Below are 17,461 nucleotides of genomic sequence, written 5' to 3' on the forward strand. Positions count from 1 at the left end.
CATGAAACAGATACCACTGATTCTCGCGATGAGCCTTGCGTTCGCTGGCGTGGCGAAGGGCGAACCCGCGCCGGATCCGCAGGCCGCGGTCAACTTCGACTCGGCCATGCTGTGGGGCGGCGCCAATGGCGCGGATCTGAGCCGGTTCAACTACAGCAACGCGCTGCGGCCGGGCAACTACATCGTCGACATTTACGCCAACAACTATCCGCTGATCCGGCAGCAGGTCCGATTCGTCGCGGCGCAGGCTTCCGGGCAGGGCTTGAAGGCGGCGCCGGCGGTGGCGTGCTTCACCTACGACCAGCTGGAGGCGATGCAGGTCCGGTTGCGTGCGCTCGATCCCAAGGTCGTCGCGGACTTGAAGTCCAGCGGACGTTGCGAGGTGCTCGGCAAGCTGCTTCCGGACAGCCGCGAGTCGTTCGACTTTGGCGAGAACCGCCTGGAAGTGAGCATACCGCAAGCCTATACGATCAATCGCTTCCGGCGCGACATCTCGCCCGATGAGTGGGATAGCGGCATTACCGCCTTCCGCCTGGGATACCAGTACAACTACGCCGATTACATCGGCGGCTTGCGCTCGGGACGGCGGTTCGACCTGAACCTCTACAGCGGGTTCAACTTCAAGGGCTGGTACCTGCGCAACAGCTCGACGCTGGGATGGGGCCAGGGCCGCTTCACGCGCCGCAGCCAGCGTACCAGCCTGCAAACGGATATTCCGTCCTGGCGCGCGCGCCTGGTGTTCGGCGATGTGTTCTCCAGCGGCGAGTACTTCGCGCCGTACTCGATGCGCGGGGTGCTGGTCGGTAGCGATACCGCCATGCTGCCGTACTCGGAGCGGCTGTACCGGCCGACCATACGCGGCGTTGCCCGCACCCGGGCCAACGTCAAGGTGTACCAGGCCGGCGTGCTGGTTTTCCAGGACGCCGTACCTCCCGGGCCGTTCGCGATCGACGATTACAGTCCGGCCTCGTATGGCGGCGACCTGCGGGTGGTGGTAACCGAGGCGAATGGCGCGGTCCAGACGTTCACCGTGCCGTATGCGAGCGCGGTGCGCCTGATCCTGCCGGGCCAGACGCAGTGGTCGTTCAGCGCCGGGCGCTATCACAACTATCGCAACGATGAGCAGGACCGCCCCTGGGTGACCCAGCTGACGGGCCGCCATGGCGTGGCCGACGGCGTCAACCTGTACGGCGGCCTGCTGATCGCCCAGGCGTACCAGGCCGGCCTGGCCGGCCTGAGCTGGAACACGCCCTGGGGGGCAATGGCGGCGGACGCCACGCTGTCGCGCAGCCAGTTGTCCACCACGGGCAACGCCAACGGGTCGAGCCTGAGGTTCTCCTATAGCAAGACCTTGTCCGGCACCAACACGGCGATCCGGCTGGCCACGCTGCGCTACTCGTCGAGCGGGTTCTGGAACTTCGCCGATGCGGTCAATGCCGCTGCGGTCGCGCCGAACGGGCGCGACGGGCGATTCGGCTTCCATTCGCTGCTGGGCCGCGAGCGGCCGCGCGGCGACTTCAGCGTCACGCTGAGCCAGCCGCTGGGCGGATACGGCAGCCTGTACGTATCGGGGTTGCGGCGCACCTACTGGGGGTCGTCGCGGGTCGACCAGCAGACCCAGCTGGGCTATGCGACCCAGGTCGGCAGGGTGGGCGTGAACCTGGATGTCTCGCGTACGGAGAACCGTCACAGCGTCGAGCACCAGGTCATGCTGAATCTGTCGATTCCGCTTTATGGCGCGACTTCCAGCGGCGTGGTGACGGGGTCGCTGGTTCGCACCGGCTCGGCGCCTGTGCAGCAAAGCGTGAACTACAGCGGCATGTCTGGCGAGCGCGACCAGTACACCTATGGCCTGGGCGTGCAGCGCGCCGGCGCGAGCGCGCAGTATGCGCTGAACGGTTCGTGGTCGGGCACCTATGGCGAGGTAAGCGGGCAGCTCACCCATGGACGCAGCTACAGCCAATACCAGATCAACGGCAGCGGCGGGCTGGTGGCGCACTCGGGCGGCGTGACCTTCGGCCAGTACCAGGCCGGCACCATCGGCCTGATCCAGGCCGACGCGGCGGCAGGCGCGAAGGTCGTCAATACGCGCAACGCCGCCGTCGACCGCAGCGGCTATGGACTGGTGTCGCTGACGCCGTATTCCCTCAACGAGGTCGAACTGTCTCCGCAGGACCTGCCCCTGGACGTCCAGCTGGAGTCCACGGTGGAGCAAGTCATCCCGCGCGCGGGCGCCGTCGTGGCGCTGCGCTTTCCGACGCGTCACGATGTCGCCGCCATGCTGGTTGCCGAACCCGGCAGCGAAGGCGCGCTGGCATTCGGCACCGAAGTGCGCGACGGCGCCGGCAAGGTGGTGGGCGTGGCCGGCCAGGGCGCAAGCGCGCTGGTCAGAGGCATGGCGGCAGCGGGCACGCTGGAGGTGACGCGCGCGGACGGTTCGATATGCCGCGCCACGTACGACTTGAAAACGGCCGGGCAGGCCGTGCGCGGCCTGCCGCGCATTGCGCTGGCGTGCGCGCCGCAAGGCGGCGGCGACCCCGCTGCACGGGCGGCGGTCCCGGCCGTGGCGCAGCCGGCTGCTATCTCCATTTCTGGCAAAGATCATGAGCCAGATATTCACTGACCGCCGGGCCACCGCGCCCGCGCGCGCATTTTCCTTCTGGGGGGCCGTGCTTGCCGTCTGGGCTAGCCTGGCCGCGCAGCCGGCCATGGCCGTCGATCCGCCGGTGGACTGCGGCCGGGCGATAGGCCTGCATTTCTGGTCGAGCACGTCGATCATCTCCGACCAGACACCGGATGGGACGCTGATTGGCACGCCCGTGGTCGGGCGGGCTGTGCTGTCCAAGAGCTGCGAGACGCCGGATGACATCAAGGACGAACTCAGCGACAAACATGATGGCGAACCGGTCGACATCGTGCTGGAACTGGGCAGTGGGTACAAGATACGGCCGCAGTCCTACGGCCACCCGGGCATCGTGGTGGACCTGCCGACCGGATCCACCGAGGAGACAGGCATCGCCATCTATATCGATTTCGGCAGCTCGCCGATGCAGCAGATTGGCGAACGGCAGTGGCTCTATCCCCAGAAAGGCGAAGTGCTCTTCGATGCGCTCGCCATCAACGGCGACAACTCGGAGATTCGCTATCAGGCGATCAAGGTCGGGCCACTCAAGCGGCCGCGCAAGCTGGTTCTGTCGCAGTTTTCGAACCTGTTCACCTACAAGTGGGTGTTCAAGCGCGGGACCAGCCAGGAGCGCGTGCTGGCGACGGGGACCATAAGCACCGACGTCGCCACCAGCACCATCGACCTGAAAACCTGCCGCTATACCTCGCAGACGGTCAGCCTGCCCACCATTCAGCGTACGGCGCTGAGCGGCGTGGGTACGACCTTGGGTACGACCGATTTCCACATGCCGTTCTGGTGCTATGGCCGGCCAAAGGTATCGGTGTACCTGAGCGCGGCGAATACGCAGGCCGGCGTCGACGGCGTGGCGTTGCCGGCGACCGGCCAGGCGGCTGGCATGGCCAGTGGCGTGGGCGTTCAGTTGATCAATGGCAGGACGCAGCAGCCTGTCCAGCTGGGCCTGCAGGGCAAGATCGCCTTGCGCGAAGCGCAGCAGACCGACTCGGCGACGTTCTCGCTGCCCATGCAGGCGCAGTACTACCAGACCTCCGCTTCAACCTCGGCGGGCAAGCTGTCCGTCACCTATACCGTGACCTTGAATTATGACTGACGCAACGACCCGTTTCGCGCCGGGCCGGTCCGCCGTTCGGGCGATCGTCCGGGCCAGCCTGCTGTTCGCCGTGGCCGCCTGTGCGCAGGCGCAGTTGCTGCCGGGCGCGCGCGACCTCAACCGTATCGACGATAGACAGCGCAAGGAGCAATTGCAGCGCGACATCGAGCGCGCCTTGACGCGGCCTCCCGTGGAACTGAACCCGCAGTCCGAGGGCGTTTCGCCGGCGCCCGGGCCGGACGCCGCGTCCGGCCACACCGTGACGGTACATGCCGTGGACCTGGACTTCGGCGTCGAGGGCCGGCTGTTCGATCCGGCGCCGCTGGTCCAGGACTATCTGAACCGTCCACTGGACAATGAGCAGTTGTTCCTGCTGGTCAAGGCATTGAGCGCGGCCCTGTACGACCGGGGCTACGCGACCAGCATCGTGACTTTCGTGCCGCCGGGCGTGGTGGACGGCGTGCTCAAGCTGAAGGTGGAGTGGGGCCGCATCAAGGGATGGCTGATCGACGGCAAGCCGCTGGAGAGGACACGCGACCGCATGATGGTGTTCTCGGCCATGCCGGGTTGGCAGGACAAGGTGCTGAACGTATTCGATATCGACCAGGCGATCTATAACATCAACAATGGCGGCAAGACCGGCAACATCACCATCGTTCCCGCGGATGAGTACGGCTATTCCTATCTCGATCTGCAACTGCAGCGGCGCGCGCTGCCACGCGTCTCGCTGGGCATGGACAACTCCGGTCCAGGCACGCCCGAGAATGGCCGCTACAAGTACAACGCTTCGGTGACGGCCAACGACCTGCTGGGCGTCAACGACACGCTGGGCCTGTATTTCGGCAACCGCTACTATCGCGACGCCGGCCACGACGCCGAACGCAATTACGATTTGATGTACAGCGTGCCGCTGGGGCGTACTCGCCTGGATTTCCAGGCCGGCTACAGTACCTACCGCAATCTGCTCAAGACCCGCTACGGCCAATACCAGTCCGCCGGCAATTCGCGCAGTTTCGGCCTGAAGGCTACCCGCCTGCTGTATCGCGATACTCGGTCGCAGTTCAGCGTGTACGGCGGTCTCAAACTGCGCCAGAACAAGAATTATCTGGCCGGCACGCGCCTGGACGTCAGCAGCAAGCACTACAGTGACGTCACGGTGGGAATGCAATACTCCATCCAGCGGGGCGTCAACGCCTATTTCGGCGACCTGTCGTTCACGCGCGGGGTGGGCATCAACAACGGCAAGTATGCCGCCTACGACGAGCGCGGCCCGCAGGGCAACGTGTCGCGGCTCAACGGCAGCCTGGCGTGGACGCGCTACATGGCGCTGGCCGGCCAGCCTATCCAGTGGGCGTCGCAACTGGGGTTCCAGTACTCGCGCCAACAGCTGCTCAACAGCTACCAGATCACCGTGGGAGACGAGTACACGGTGCGCGGCTACAACCTCAGGACGTCGCAAAGCGGTGACAGCGGCGTGTACCTGAGCAATACGCTGACGGTGCCGGTGCAGTTCAGCCTGCTCGGCAAGCAGGCGTCGATGGCGCCGTTCGTCGGCGTGGATGTGGGGGCGCTCAAGAGCAATCACTCCGACGCGCGCACGATGCACATGGCGGGCCTGGCGGCCGGCGTGCGGTTCGACCTGCCATACGCGCGCATGTCGTTCACGTATTCGAAGCCCGTGGGCGCGCAGCCAGGCGGCGCGCCGCGCGCGCCGGTCTGGTACATCAACGCGGGCCTCAGTTTCTGAGTCCGGCGAGAACGCGGCCGCGACGCTACAGCGTCATGTGCCGCGGCAGCCAGGTGGCGATGCCGGGCAGGTAGTACAGCAGCAGCACGGCCAGGATCATCAGGATGAACATCGGCAGCGAGGCGCGGGCGATGTAGGGCAGCTCGCGCCCGCTCATGCCGGCAAGCACGAACAGGTTGAAGCCGACAGGCGGGGTGATCTGCGCCATCTCGACCACGAACACGATGAAGATGCCGAACCAGATCAGGTCGATGCCGGCGGCCTGCACGGTGGGCAGCAGCACGCCCATGGTCAGTACGACGATGGAAATGCCGTCCAGGAAGCAGCCCAGGACGATGAAGAACACCATCAAGGCCATGATCAGGCCGAACTGGGACAGGCCCAGCCCGCCGATCCACTCGGCCAGCGCGCGCGGCAGGCCGATGTAGCCCATGGCCAGGGTGAGGAACTGGGCGCCCGCCAGGATGAGGGCGATCATGCAATACAGGCGCGTGGCGCCCAGCAGCGAGGTCATGAAGCTGGCGCGCGTCAGCGAGCCCTGCAGGGCCGAGAGGATCAGCGCGCCGACCACGCCCACGGCCGCCGCCTCGGTGGCGGTGGCGATGCCGGTGTAGATGGAACCAAGCACCGCGCCGATGAGCAGCAGCACCGGGATCAGGTGGCGCGACTGCTTCAGCTTCTGCATGAACGAGATGCCCGGATCGGCGGCAGGCACGGCGCCGGGGTTCCTCAGGGCCCACCAGGCGATATAGCCCATGAACAGCAGCGCCAGCAGGAGGCCGGGGAAAATGCCGGCGATGAACAGCTTGGCGATGGAGACGTCGGCCGCCACGCCATAGACGATCATGATGATGGACGGCGGAATCAGCAGGCCCAGCGTGCCGGCGCCGGACAGCGTGCCGAGGATCTTGTCTTCCGGATAGCCGCGCCGCGTCAGTTCGGGAATGGTCATCTTGCCCACCGTGGCGCAGGTGGCGGCCGACGAGCCGGAAACCGCGGCGAAGATGGCGCAGCCGATGACGTTGGTGTGCAGCAGCCGGCCGGGCAGCCGGTTCAGCCACGGCGCAAGCCCTTTGAACAGGTCCTCGGACAGGCGGGTGCGGAACAGGATCTCGCCCATCCACAGGAAGAGCGGCAGGGCGGTCAGCGTCCAGCTCGACGAGGCGCCCCAGATGGTGACGGCCATGGCGTCGCCGGCGGGTCGGCTGGAGAGGATTTCCATGCCGATCCAGGCCGTGCCGGCCAGCGTGAGGCCGACCCAGACTCCGCAACCCAGCAGTGCGAAGATCGATACGACCAGCAAGGTGACGATCAGGATTTCATTCATGGATTTGCTGCGATGTTGCGAAGCCCTGCCCACGGATGCGCCGTACGAGCTCGTCGACCAGGGCGACGAAGAACAGCACGGTGCCGGCGGCCATGGTCAGCTGGGGAATCCATAGCGGCGTGGCGTCGTTGGCGGTGGAGACGTCGTTGAACAGCCACGAGTCGTGGGCCAGCTTTACGCTGAACCAGGCGAAGGCCGCGGCCAGGATGGTGCCGACGAAGAGCGCGAAGATGTCGAGCCGGCGATGGCCCGGCGCGGAGAGGGCGTTGAGCAGCAGGGTGACGCGGATGTGTTCGCCATGCTTGAAGGTGCTGGCCAGGGCCAGGAAGCCGGCGGCCGCCATGAAATACCCGGCATAGGCATCGGTGCCGGGAATGTTCAGGCCCAGTTGGCGGGCGATGATGGCGGCCAGCACGGACACCAGCACGCCGATGGTGCACAGGCCGGCCAGCAGGCCGGCCGCGCCGTACAGGCGATCCAGGAGACGGCGCATCGTGCTTTATTGCTTCCGATAGGCGTCGATCATGGCCTGGCCGTCGGGGCCGGCTTTCTTGAGCCAGTCGTCCAGCATGCGCTTGCCGACCTCGCTCAGGCCGCTCTTGAGTTCGGCGGTGGGCGCGATGATGGCCATGCCGTTCTTGGCCAGTTGCTCCTTGTACCAGCTGTTCTTCTCCTGCGACAGCTTCCAGCCGCGCTCTTCGGCTTGGGCGCCGGCCTTCTTGAGGGCCTGCTGGGTGGCGGGGTCGAGCGCGTCGAAGGCCTTCTTGTTGACCAGCACGGCGTTCTTGGGCAGCCAGGCCTCGGTATCGTAGAACTTCTTGATGTACTCGTAGGTCTTGGTGTCGAAGCCGGTCGAGCCGGACGACATGTACGAGTCGATCACGCCGGTGGCCATCGCCTGCGCCAGTTCGGCCTGCTGCACCGTGACGGGCTGCGCGCCGACCAGTTCGGCGATCTTGGCCGTCACGGGGCTGTAGGCGCGCCACTTGAGGCCCTTCATGTCGGACACTTGCTTGATGTCGCGGTTGGCGAAAATGCCCTGGGGCGGCCAGGCCACCGAGTAGAGCAGCATCATGCCCTGCGAGGCCAGCTTCTTCTCGAGGAAGGGTTTCTGCGCCTGGTACAGCTTGAACGAGGCATCGTAGCCAGTGGCCAGGAACGGCAGGCCGTCCAGTTCGTAGACCGGGTCTTCGTTGGCGAAGTTGGTGAGCAGGATCTCGCCGATCTGGGCCTGGTTGCCCTGGACCGCGCGCTTGATTTCGGGCGCCTTGTAGAGCGACGCATTGTTGTGCAGCGTGATTTTCAGCTTGCCGCCGGACAGGCTGTCGACGTCCTTGACGAACTGGGTCAGGTTCTCGACATGCAGGTTGCTGGCGGGATAGGCGGTCGGCAGATCCCATTTGGTCTGGGCTTGCGCGCCCGCGCCGAAGGCGAGAACAATGGTGCCGGCCAGCAAGGAGAGCTTCTTGTACATGGAGACGTCCTTCGTGATGGGATTTTCAAATTGCGGCATACCGCGGAGCACACCGCAAGGCATGGGCAACCAGGGGCGGGCGGTTGGCCGCGCCCTTGAAACGCTGCAATTCTAAGTCCCTGCGCGCGCCGCTACACGGTCCCGCGCGGGCTTTAGGGGTAATTCCTAGGTAATTTGGCGCATCGGCCGAATTGTTTTAGGCTTGAATGGTCGTCGCGGCCGGCCGCGCTCACCGCATCGCCAGCGGCAGCGCGGTCACGATGGCCGGAAATACGGTGATGAGCGCCGTGGCCAGCACCAGCAGCAGGAAGAACGGAAAGGCCATGCGCACCAGCTCGAACAAATTACGCCCGGTGATGCCCTGGATCACGAACAGGTTGAAGCCGACGGGCGGCGTAATCTGTGCCATTTCGACCACCAGGATTAGATAAATGCCGAACCAGATCGGGTCGATGTTCGCTGCCTGGATGGCGGGCATGAGCACGGCGGTGGTCAGCACGACGATGGATATGCCGTCGAGGAAAGCGCCCATCAGGATGAAGAAGACGGTCAGCACCGCGATCAGGCCATACTGGCTCAGGCCCAGCGACGAGATCCACTCGGCCAGGTTGGCCGGCAGGCCGGTGAAGCTCATCGCGCTGGTGAGGTAGGCGGCGCCCAGCAGGATGAAGGAGATCATGCACGAGGTGCGGGTCGCGCCCATCAGGCTGTCGATGAACGACTTGCGGTTGAGCGACTTGCCCCAGGCGGCGATCGCCAGCGCGCCGATGACGCCGATCGTGGCGGCCTCGGTGGCCGTCGCGATCCCGGCATAGATCGAGCCGATGACCCCGGCGATCAACGCCACCACCGGCAGCAGCAGGCGCAGGCGGGCCAGCATGGCGAGCCAGGGGACCGCGGGCTCGCGCGGCGGCACCCGCGCGGGATTGCGCAGCGACCATACGCCGATGTAGCCGGAGAACAGCGCCATCAGCAGCAGGCCGGGCAGGATGCCGGCGATGAACAGCTTGATGAGCGAAACCTGGGCCGCCACGCCATAGACGATCATGACGATGGAGGGGGGGATCAGCAGGCCCAGCGTGCCGGCGCCGGCCAGAGACCCGATGGCCAGGCCGTCGTCATAGCCGCGTGCCTTGAGCTCCGGCAGCGAGATGCGGCCGATGGTCGCGGCGGTGGCGGCGGACGAGCCGCTGACCGCGGCGAAGATCCCGCAGCCCAGCACGTTGACGTGCACCAGGCGTCCCGGCAGGCGGCGCACCCAGGGGCCCAGTCCGCTGAACATGTCCTCGGCCAGGCGGGTCCGGTAGAGGATTTCGCCCATCCAGATGAACAGCGGCAGCGCGGTCAGCGCCCAGTTGGCCGAGGCGTCCCAGCTCTTGGTGGCGAAGATGATGCCGGCCGGCGCGTCGGTGAACAGCAGCAAGGCCACCAGGCCGCTGGCCACCAGCGCCAGCGATACCCATACGCCGGCGGCCAGCAACAGCAGGAGGCTGGCGATGAGCACCAGGCTTTGCGCGAGATCACCCATGAGGGGTCTCCTCCGGTTGCTGGCCGCGCGCCACCATGGCCAGGCGGCGCGCCAGCATCAGCGTCAGCAGGGCCAGGCCGATGGGCATGCAGAGCTGCGGAATCCACAGCGGCACGCGGAGCATGCCCTGCGCCACTTCGTCGTAGGCGAACGACTCGTGGACGAAGCCGGCCGCCTGCCACGCGGCCCAGGCCGACAGCGCCAGGCCCAGGGCGGTGGCCGCCAGCTCGTAGGGCCGGTGGGCGGCCTTGGGCAGGAACTGCAGCAACAGGGTCACGCGGATATGGTCGCCGCGCAGCATGGCGTAGGGCAGGGCCAGGAACACCGAGGCCGCCATCGACCAGGCGGCGAAGTCGTCGGCCGCCGGGATCTGCATGCCGAGCAGGCGGCTGGCGATCTGCGCGGCGATGATGGCGCCGATCAGCGCCAGGAACAGCGCGGCCACGGCGCCGCTGGCGACGGCGATGCGATCGAGTATGGGCATGGGGTCGTCCGGCTTACTTGCGGTAGGCATCCAGCAATTGCTGGCCTTCGGTGCCGGCCTTCTTGCTCCAGTCCGAGACCATGGCCGTGCCGATGGCCTGCAGTTCCTTGGCCAGTTGCGGGGGCAGCGGCTCGACGGTCATGCCGTTGCGCGCCAGGGTGTCGGTGAGTTCGCGGGTCTTGGCGCGCGCGGTCTGCCAGCCCCGGATTTCGGCCTTGGCGCCGGCGTCCAGGACCGCCTGCCGCACTTCGGCGGGCAGGCGCTGGAAGGCCCGCTTGTTGGCGATGACGAAACTCTGGGGGATGAATGCCTGGGCATCGTAGTAGTACTTGACGTAGTCCCAGGCCTGGCTGTCCACGCCGGTGGCCGGCGAGGTGAGCATGGCGTCGATCACGCCGGTCGAGAAGGCCTGCGGGACTTCGGGCGTTTGCACGGTGGTGGGCACCGCGCCCATCAGCGCGGCCATGTGGCTGGTCGAGGCGCTGTAGGCGCGGAAACGTGTGCCCTTCAGGTCGGCCAGCGCGGCCACCGGCTTCTTGGTGTAGATGCCCTGCGGGGGCCAGGGCGAACCGTACACCAGCACGATGCCCTGCTTGTCCAGGCGCTGGGCCAGCAGGGGTCGCGTGGCCTTCCACAGTTTTTCCGATTCGTCGAAGGAGGACGCCAGGAACGGGACGCTGTCGATTTCGAACAAGGGGTCTTCGTTGCCCAGCGCCGAGACCAGCACCTCGCCGATCTGCACCACGCCTTGCTGCACGCCGCGCTTGACTTCGGGGCGCTTGAGCAGGGTGCTGTTGGACTGCACCTTGATCTCCAGCGCGCCGGCGGTGGCGGCCTTGACCTCGTCGGCGAACTGGCGCGCATTCTGGGTCAGGTAGTTGGCGTCGGGCTGCTCAGCCGTCATGGTCCAGCTGGTGGCGGCTTGCGCGCCAGCCGAGAAGGCGAGGGCGGCGGCAAGTACGGCGAAGGGCGTTTTCATGGCGGTCTCCTGGGGCAGGTTCAAGGGGCGGCGCGCAGATCGTCCGCGCGCAGGTCCCACAGCAAGTGGAAGGTCTGGATGCCGTCGGTGGGCAGTTCCAGCTGTTCGGCCAGCAAGCGGGTGGCGGCGGCGGCGGCCGGTTCGGTGGTCGCGTCGATGATCAGGACGGGGTCGAGCACGCGCGCGGCGGGGTCTTCGGAAGGCAGCGGGGTGGACAGCTGCGGATCGGGGGTCAGCACGCGCAGCGCCAGGACGCCTTCGATTTCGTGCGCGCTGGCGGCCAGTGCGGCGGCGCGGGCGGCGAGCTCGACGCTGCCCAGGCGCAGCAGGCCCAGCGCCGCGCCGGTGCCGGCGCCCGCCAGCGGCGAAACAATCATGACGCGGCGATTGGTGTCGCGCATGCGCGCGAAATTGGCCAGCGACCACGGCGTCTGGTGTTCGAATGCCTGTCGGTACGCGGCGCTGCCGAATACGTGCAGGTCCTCGGTGCGGTACAGCGCCAGGTAGCGCCGCAGGCCGTGCTGCGAGCGATAGCGGCGGGCCCAGCGAAAGCCCGCGATGCCGGCGCGCTCGGCCATGTGTTCACGGTCGTACCACTGGTTGAAGTCTTCTTCGTGCGCAGGGTCGATGTCCGTCCAGATGAACAGTTCGCCCATGGCGTCGCGGTCTTGCCGGATTGGTGCTGCCACGTGTTTCTCCATCGCGCGGCCTGGAGGGGCCGTCATGGAGGCTGATTCTCGGCACCGGCGCCGGTAGCGACAAACGGTTTATTCCGGTGCGGCGGATTAAGAAAAAGTTATCGCGCGCGCGGCCCGCGTGGCGGGGGGCCGCCGCCGCTCGGGCCGTCTTGCCGCGCTGGGGAAAACCCCCAAGACGGCGTGCTCGGGCTTCACAGCGCCAGCACGCCGCTGTCGAGCGGCGGCAGCGCGTCGTCGTTGTGCCGCGCGTACAGGCGCATCTCGTCCAGGGCCAGCCGGACCACCGCCTCGGCCAGGCCGGCCACGCGGTCCGGGCGCCAGCTGGCCACCAATCGCAGATGCGGCAGGTCCGGCGTACAGCACACTTGCCGGTAGCGCCCCGCGGCCAGGCCGGCGCGCACGGCGGCCAGGGGCAGCGTGGCCGCGCCCAGGCCCGCCTCGATGAATTGGGTGCACGCGGCGATGGACGAGACGAAATGGATGCGCCCGGCCTGTACGCCTGCCGCGTCCAGCACATCGAGCAGCTGCAGGTGCGGCTGCGAATGGCGCGGAAAGGTGACCAGGGAATGGGTGGCCAGTTCGGCGACGCTGGCCTGCGCGGGAATGCCCGCCGTCGGGCTGCAGATCCAGCCCATCTTCAGCATGCCCATGTCGCGGTTGCGCACATCGTCGCCCACGATGGGGTCGGTCTGCAGGGCGACGTCGATGCTGCCGTGCTTGAGCAGGTCCTGCAGCCGCCGGGTCGATTCGGCGGTCAGCTCGATCTCCAGTTCCGGGTGCGCCTGCGACAGGCGGCGGATGAATGGCGTGAACCAGGTATGGACGATGGATTCGACCACGCCCAGGCGCACGCGGCCGCGCAGGGTTGCGCTGCCGCGCAGGGCCTGGCGCATGGCGTGGTCGGTGTCGAGCATGCGCTGGGCATAGTCGAGCAGGGTGCGGCCGGCCGGCGTCAGCCGCGTATCGCGGCTGCCCCGTTCGAACAGCAGTTCGCCCAGGTCGTTTTCGAGCGCGGCGATGCGTCCCGAGATGGCGGCCTGGGTCAGGTTCAGCTTGCCCGCGGCGGCCTTGAAGCTGCGTAGCTGGGCGACCCAGATGAAGGTTTCGAGAAAGCGGATATTCATGGCATCCCCCGTACGCGAGCCGCGGCGGCCGGACCGTGCGGGTAATCCCCAGTGCTTCGGCCAGGCATTGCTGTGTGTTTTTTGTTGATGAAATATAGATAAATTATTAGTATTTCGTCTACAAGAACTTCCGGCCACCCGTCATGAGCAGCACGCCCCTGATCGCTTCCTCCGCCCATCTGGCCAGCGGCCGCGCGCCCGATCTGTCCGAGGTCGAGTTCGGCCTGATGATCGCCAGCCACGCCTTCAACCGCTGGACGGTGCGCTGCATGGCGGCCGCCGGCCTGCCGGACCTGACCGCCAACGACGTCATGGTGATGCACCACGTGTATCACCGCCAGCGTCCCAAGAAGCTGGCCGACATCTGCTTCACGCTGAACGTCGAGGATACGCACATCGTCAGCTATTCGCTCAAGAAGCTGGAGCGCCACGACGTGGTGCGCGGCGATCGCAGCGGCAAGGAGGTGTTCTACAGCGTCACGCCGAAGGGGGCCGGAATCATCAAGCGCTACGCCGAAGTGCGCGAGCAATGCCTGCTCGACGGGCTGGAGGCGGGCGCGGCCGGCGGGCTGGAGTTCACGCGCCAGCTGGCGCATACCCTGCGTTCGCTGTCGGGGCTGTACGACCAGGCCGCGCGGGCGGCCACCTCGCTGTAAATCCATCATGCATCGGCGCGCGCCCGCCGGGCGGGGCGCGGCCTTTTCACCTGTTACGCCTGTAGATCCGAGGACGCTATGAAGTGGCAATTCTGGGTTGACCGTGGGGGCACGTTCACCGATATCGTGGCGCGCCGGCCAGACGGCGCCACCGTGACCGCCAAGATGCTGTCGGAGAATCCCGAACAGTATCGCGACGCGGCGGTGGCCGGCATCCGCAAGCTGCTGGGCATCGCGCCGGGCCAGCCGGTGCCGGCCGACCAGGTCGAGTGCGTCAAGATGGGCACCACGGTGGCGACCAATGCCTTGCTCGAACGCAAGGGCGAGCGCACCCTGCTGGTGACCACGCGCGGATTTCGCGACGCGCTGCGCATCGCCTACCAGAACCGGCCGCGCCTGTTCGACCGCAACGTGCAACTGCCCGAGATGCTGTACGAAACGGTGGTCGAGGCCGACGAGCGGCTCGACGCCGATGGCACGGTGGTGCGCGCGCTGGAGGAGGACGGCCTGCGCGCCGACCTGCGGCGCGTGTTCGACGACGGCATCCGCGCCGTCGCCATCGTGTTCATGCACGCCTGGAAGGAAGGCGTCCACGAGCAACGCGCCGCCGCCATCGCGCGAGAGGTCGGCTTTACCCAGGTGTCGACCTCGCACGAGGCCAGTCCGCTGATCAAGTTTGTCTCGCGCGGCGACACCACGGTGGTCGATGCCTACCTGTCGCCCATCCTCATGCGCTATGTCGAGCAGGTGGGCAGCGAGCTGCCGGGCGTGCGGCTGATGTTCATGCAATCCAGCGGCGGCCTGACCGACGCGCACCGTTTCCGCGGCAAGGACGCCATCCTGTCCGGTCCGGCCGGCGGCATCGTCGGCATGGTGCGCACCAGCGAGCTGGCGGGCTTTGACCGCGTGATCGGCTTCGACATGGGCGGTACGTCCACCGACGTGTCGCACTACGCCGGCGAGTTCGAGCGCGAGTTCGAGACGCTGGTGGCCGGCGTGCGCATGCGCGCGCCGATGATGAGCATCCATACCGTGGCGGCCGGCGGGGGCTCCATCCTGCATTTCGACGGCGCCCGCCTGCGCGTCGGCCCCGATTCGGCCGGGGCCAGTCCGGGGCCGGCCTGCTACCGGCGCGGCGGCCCGCTGGCGGTGACCGACTGCAACGTCCTGCTGGGCAAGATCCAGCCCGATTTCTTTCCCAGCGTGTTCGGCCCGGACGCCGACCAACCGCTGGACGTGGCGGTGGTGCGCGCGCGCTTCTCGGCCATGGCCGACGAGGTGCGGGCGGCCACCGGGCGCGAGATGAGCGCCGAGCAACTGGCCGAAGGGTTCCTGGAGATCGCCGTGGGCAACATGGCCGAGGCGATCAAGCGCATTTCGGTGCAGCGCGGCCACGACGTGACCGGGTATGCGCTGACCACTTTCGGCGGCGCCGGCGGCCAGCATGCCTGCCTGGTGGCCGACGCGCTGGGCATGACGACGGTGTTCGCCCATCCGCTGGGCGGCGTGCTGTCGGCCTATGGCATGGGGCTGGCCGACCAGACGGAAATGCGCCAGAAGACCGTGGAGCAGGTGCTCGATGCCGCGCTGATGGCGCAGCTGGAGGCCGGCCTGGACGAACTGGCCGGGCAGGCCGGCGCGGAGCTTCTGCGCCAGCACGTGCCGGCCGACAAGGTGGCGGTGCAGCGACGCCTGCACCTGAAGTACCGCGGCACCGACACCGCGCTGGAGGTCGCGTTCGGCCCGCTGGAGCAGGTGCGCGCGGCGTTCGAGGCAGGCTACCGCCAGCGCTACTCGTTCCTGATGCCCGATCGCGAACTGGTGGTCGAGACCATTTCGGTCGAGGCCACGGGCGGCGGCGAGGCCGCCATCGAGGCGCCGGTGACGCGCATGCGCGCCGCGCCGCTGGCGGCGCGCCGCACGGTACGCATGTTCAGCGCCGGACAGTGGCGCGAGACGCCCCTGTACGTGCGCGAAGACCTGGCGCCCGGCGACGTGATGGCCGGGCCGGCCATCATCTCCGAGCCGAACCAGACCACCGTGATCGAGCCGGGCTGGCAGGCCGAGGTGACGCCGCGCGACCACCTGGTGCTCAGGCGCGTGGAGGCGCGCGCGCAGCGCCGCGCCATCGGCACGCAGGCCGACCCGGTCATGCTGGAGGTCTTCAACAATCTGTTCATGTCGATCGCCGAGCAGATGGGGTACCGCCTGCAGAACACCGCCTATTCGGTCAACATCAAGGAGCGCCTGGACTTCTCGTGCGCCATCTTCGACGCCGAGGGCAACCTGATCGCCAACGCGCCGCACATGCCGGTGCACCTGGGCTCGATGGGCGAATCGATCAAGACGGTAATGCGCGCCAATGCGTCGCGCATGCGGCCGGGCGACGCCTACGTCGTCAACGATCCGTACCACGGCGGCACGCACCTGCCCGACGTGACGGTCATCACGCCGGTGTTCGACCGCGCCGGCCGGGATATCCTGTTCTTCGTGGGCTCGCGCGGCCACCATGCCGACATAGGCGGAACGACGCCGGGCTCGATGCCGCCGGACTCCCGGACGGTGGAAGACGAAGGCGTGCTGTTCACCAATTTCCAGCTGGTCGGCAACGGCGAATTCCGCGACCGCGAGGCGCGCGAGATCCTGGCCTCCGGGCGCTGGCCGGCGCGCAACCCGGACCAGAACATCGCCGACCTGCACGCGCAGATCGCCGCCAACGAGAAGGGCGTGCAGGAGCTGCTGCGCATGTGCGACCACTTCGGCCTGGACGTGGTGCGGGCCTACATGGGACATGTGCAGGACAACGCCGAGGAAGCGGTGCGGCGCGTGATCTCGGTGCTGAGGGACGGGCGCTACACCTACCGGCTGGACAACGGCGCGGTCATCGAGGTGGCCGTGCGCGTGGACCGCCAGGCGCGCAGCGCGGTCGTCGATTTCACCGGGACCTCGGATCAGCTGGAGAACAACTTCAACGCGCCGGGCGCGATCGCGGTGGCGGCGGTGCTGTATGTGTTCCGGACCCTGGTCGATGACGAGATCCCGCTGAACGCGGGCTGCCTCAAGCCGCTGGAGATCATCATCCCGGAGGGCTCGATGCTGCGTCCGAATCCGCCCGCGTCGGTGGTAGCGGGCAACGTCGAGACTTCGATGTGCATCGTCAATGCGCTGTATGGCGCGCTGGGCGTGCTGGCGGCCAGCCAGGGCACCATGAACAACTTCACGTTCGGCAACGCGCGCTACCAATACTACGAGACCATCTCGGGCGGCACGGGCGCCGGGCCGCTGCGCATCGACGCGACGGGCCCCGGGGATGCCGGCTTTGCCGGCACGTCGGTGGTGCAGGCGCACATGACCAATTCGCGCCTGACCGATCCCGAAGTACTGGAGCTACGCTTTCCGGTGCGGCTGGAGTCGTACGAGATCCGCCATGGGTCGGGCGGGGCCGGCCGCTATCGCGGCGGCGACGGGGGCGTGCGCCGGGTGCGCTTCCTGGAGCCCATGACGGCCGCCATCCTGTCGAACAACCGCCGCCATGCGCCGTTCGGCCTGGCGGGCGGCGCGCAGGGGGCGATGGGGCGCAACTACGTGGAACGCGCCGACGGCCGCGTCGAGCCCCTGGGCCCGCAGGACAGCACGGAACTGGCCGCCGGCGACGTGTTTGTCGTCGAGACGCCCGGCGGAGGAGGCTACGGCCCGGCCTGAGCGGGCGC

Annotated in this window: 13 protein-coding genes; 5 read left to right on the forward strand and 8 right to left on the reverse strand. The window is 67.5% G+C overall.

The annotated features are described in order from the left end of the window. The first annotated feature begins 1 nt into the window (after position 1). Genes CAL11_RS09475 through fhaC form a run of 3 tightly spaced genes read left to right on the forward strand, consistent with a single transcriptional unit; the run spans position 2 to position 5,481 of the window. Positions 2-2,623 (forward strand): fimbria/pilus outer membrane usher protein, encoded by a 2,622-nt coding sequence (locus tag CAL11_RS09475; protein WP_086092761.1) that lies wholly within the window; start codon positions 2-4, stop codon positions 2,621-2,623. Next, on the forward strand, positions 2,604-3,734 hold the full coding sequence (locus tag CAL11_RS09480) for a fimbrial protein (RefSeq protein WP_086092762.1): 1,131 nt from the start codon (positions 2,604-2,606) through the stop codon (positions 3,732-3,734). Before CAL11_RS09475 ends, CAL11_RS09480 begins: the two co-directional genes overlap by 20 nt. Then, entirely contained in the window at positions 3,727-5,481 is a 1,755-nt protein-coding gene (gene fhaC / locus CAL11_RS09485) for a filamentous hemagglutinin transporter protein FhaC (protein WP_086092763.1), read from the forward strand. The genes CAL11_RS09480 and fhaC overlap by 8 nt, the downstream gene beginning before the upstream one ends. Before the next feature lie 25 nt (positions 5,482-5,506). Here fhaC and CAL11_RS09490 read toward each other — a convergent pair whose 3' ends face one another. From CAL11_RS09490 to CAL11_RS09525, 8 genes are all read right to left on the reverse strand, one after another. Next, positions 5,507-6,808, reverse strand: a complete 1,302-nt coding sequence (locus tag CAL11_RS09490; protein ID WP_086092764.1) for a TRAP transporter large permease — start codon at positions 6,806-6,808, stop codon at positions 5,507-5,509. Then, entirely contained in the window at positions 6,801-7,301 is a 501-nt protein-coding gene (locus CAL11_RS09495; protein WP_033462270.1) for a TRAP transporter small permease, read from the reverse strand. The genes CAL11_RS09490 and CAL11_RS09495 overlap by 8 nt, the downstream gene beginning before the upstream one ends. A gap of 6 nt (positions 7,302-7,307) precedes the next feature. Then, entirely contained in the window at positions 7,308-8,282 is a 975-nt protein-coding gene (locus CAL11_RS09500; RefSeq protein WP_068927766.1) for a TRAP transporter substrate-binding protein, read from the reverse strand. 229 nt (positions 8,283-8,511) lie between these two features. Continuing rightward, positions 8,512-9,810, reverse strand: a complete 1,299-nt coding sequence (locus CAL11_RS09505; protein ID WP_086092765.1) for a TRAP transporter large permease — start codon at positions 9,808-9,810, stop codon at positions 8,512-8,514. Further along, positions 9,803-10,294, reverse strand: a complete 492-nt coding sequence (locus tag CAL11_RS09510; protein WP_086092766.1) for a TRAP transporter small permease — start codon at positions 10,292-10,294, stop codon at positions 9,803-9,805. The genes CAL11_RS09505 and CAL11_RS09510 overlap by 8 nt, the downstream gene beginning before the upstream one ends. 13 nt (positions 10,295-10,307) lie before the next feature. Then, positions 10,308-11,273: a TRAP transporter substrate-binding protein gene (locus CAL11_RS09515; protein ID WP_086094542.1), complete on the reverse strand. Its 966-nt coding sequence runs from the start codon at positions 11,271-11,273 to the stop codon at positions 10,308-10,310. A 20-nt stretch (positions 11,274-11,293) separates the two neighbouring features. Further along, entirely contained in the window at positions 11,294-11,998 is a 705-nt protein-coding gene (locus CAL11_RS09520) for a DUF4286 family protein (RefSeq protein WP_050458068.1), read from the reverse strand. Between the two features lie 164 nt (positions 11,999-12,162). After that, complete coding sequence (locus CAL11_RS09525; RefSeq protein ID WP_033462275.1) at positions 12,163-13,095, reverse strand: LysR family transcriptional regulator; 933 nt, start codon at positions 13,093-13,095, stop codon at positions 12,163-12,165. Positions 13,096-13,238: 143 nt separating this feature from the next. Between CAL11_RS09525 and CAL11_RS09530 the strand changes: the two genes are divergently transcribed. Together CAL11_RS09530 and CAL11_RS09535 are read left to right on the forward strand one after the other, a co-directional pair. Then, a complete protein-coding gene (locus tag CAL11_RS09530; RefSeq protein WP_033462277.1) occupies positions 13,239-13,751 on the forward strand; it encodes a winged helix DNA-binding protein in 513 nt (170 codons plus the stop codon). 78 nt (positions 13,752-13,829) lie between these two features. Beyond that, on the forward strand, positions 13,830-17,453 hold the full coding sequence (locus CAL11_RS09535; protein WP_086092767.1) for a hydantoinase B/oxoprolinase family protein: 3,624 nt from the start codon (positions 13,830-13,832) through the stop codon (positions 17,451-17,453). Positions 17,454-17,461: the final 8 nt, after the last annotated feature.

The sequence above is a fragment of the Bordetella genomosp. 6 genome, from assembly GCF_002119705.1.
Classification (GTDB): Bacteria; Pseudomonadota; Gammaproteobacteria; order Burkholderiales; family Burkholderiaceae_B; genus Bordetella; species Bordetella bronchiseptica_F.

Coding starts and splice junctions, on each gene's coding strand:
- CAL11_RS09475 (WP_086092761.1), top strand. CDS start 2: ATGAAACAGATACCACTGATTCTCGCGATGAGCCTTGCGTTCGCTGGC.
- CAL11_RS09480 (WP_086092762.1), top strand. CDS start 2,604: ATGAGCCAGATATTCACTGACCGCCGGGCCACCGCGCCCGCGCGCGCA.
- fhaC (WP_086092763.1), top strand. CDS start 3,727: ATGACTGACGCAACGACCCGTTTCGCGCCGGGCCGGTCCGCCGTTCGG.
- CAL11_RS09490 (WP_086092764.1), bottom strand. CDS start 6,808: ATGAATGAAATCCTGATCGTCACCTTGCTGGTCGTATCGATCTTCGCA.
- CAL11_RS09495 (WP_033462270.1), bottom strand. CDS start 7,301: ATGCGCCGTCTCCTGGATCGCCTGTACGGCGCGGCCGGCCTGCTGGCC.
- CAL11_RS09500 (WP_068927766.1), bottom strand. CDS start 8,282: ATGTACAAGAAGCTCTCCTTGCTGGCCGGCACCATTGTTCTCGCCTTC.
- CAL11_RS09505 (WP_086092765.1), bottom strand. CDS start 9,810: ATGGGTGATCTCGCGCAAAGCCTGGTGCTCATCGCCAGCCTCCTGCTG.
- CAL11_RS09510 (WP_086092766.1), bottom strand. CDS start 10,294: ATGCCCATACTCGATCGCATCGCCGTCGCCAGCGGCGCCGTGGCCGCG.
- CAL11_RS09515 (WP_086094542.1), bottom strand. CDS start 11,273: ATGAAAACGCCCTTCGCCGTACTTGCCGCCGCCCTCGCCTTCTCGGCT.
- CAL11_RS09520 (WP_050458068.1), bottom strand. CDS start 11,998: ATGACGGCCCCTCCAGGCCGCGCGATGGAGAAACACGTGGCAGCACCA.
- CAL11_RS09525 (WP_033462275.1), bottom strand. CDS start 13,095: ATGAATATCCGCTTTCTCGAAACCTTCATCTGGGTCGCCCAGCTACGC.
- CAL11_RS09530 (WP_033462277.1), top strand. CDS start 13,239: ATGAGCAGCACGCCCCTGATCGCTTCCTCCGCCCATCTGGCCAGCGGC.
- CAL11_RS09535 (WP_086092767.1), top strand. CDS start 13,830: ATGAAGTGGCAATTCTGGGTTGACCGTGGGGGCACGTTCACCGATATC.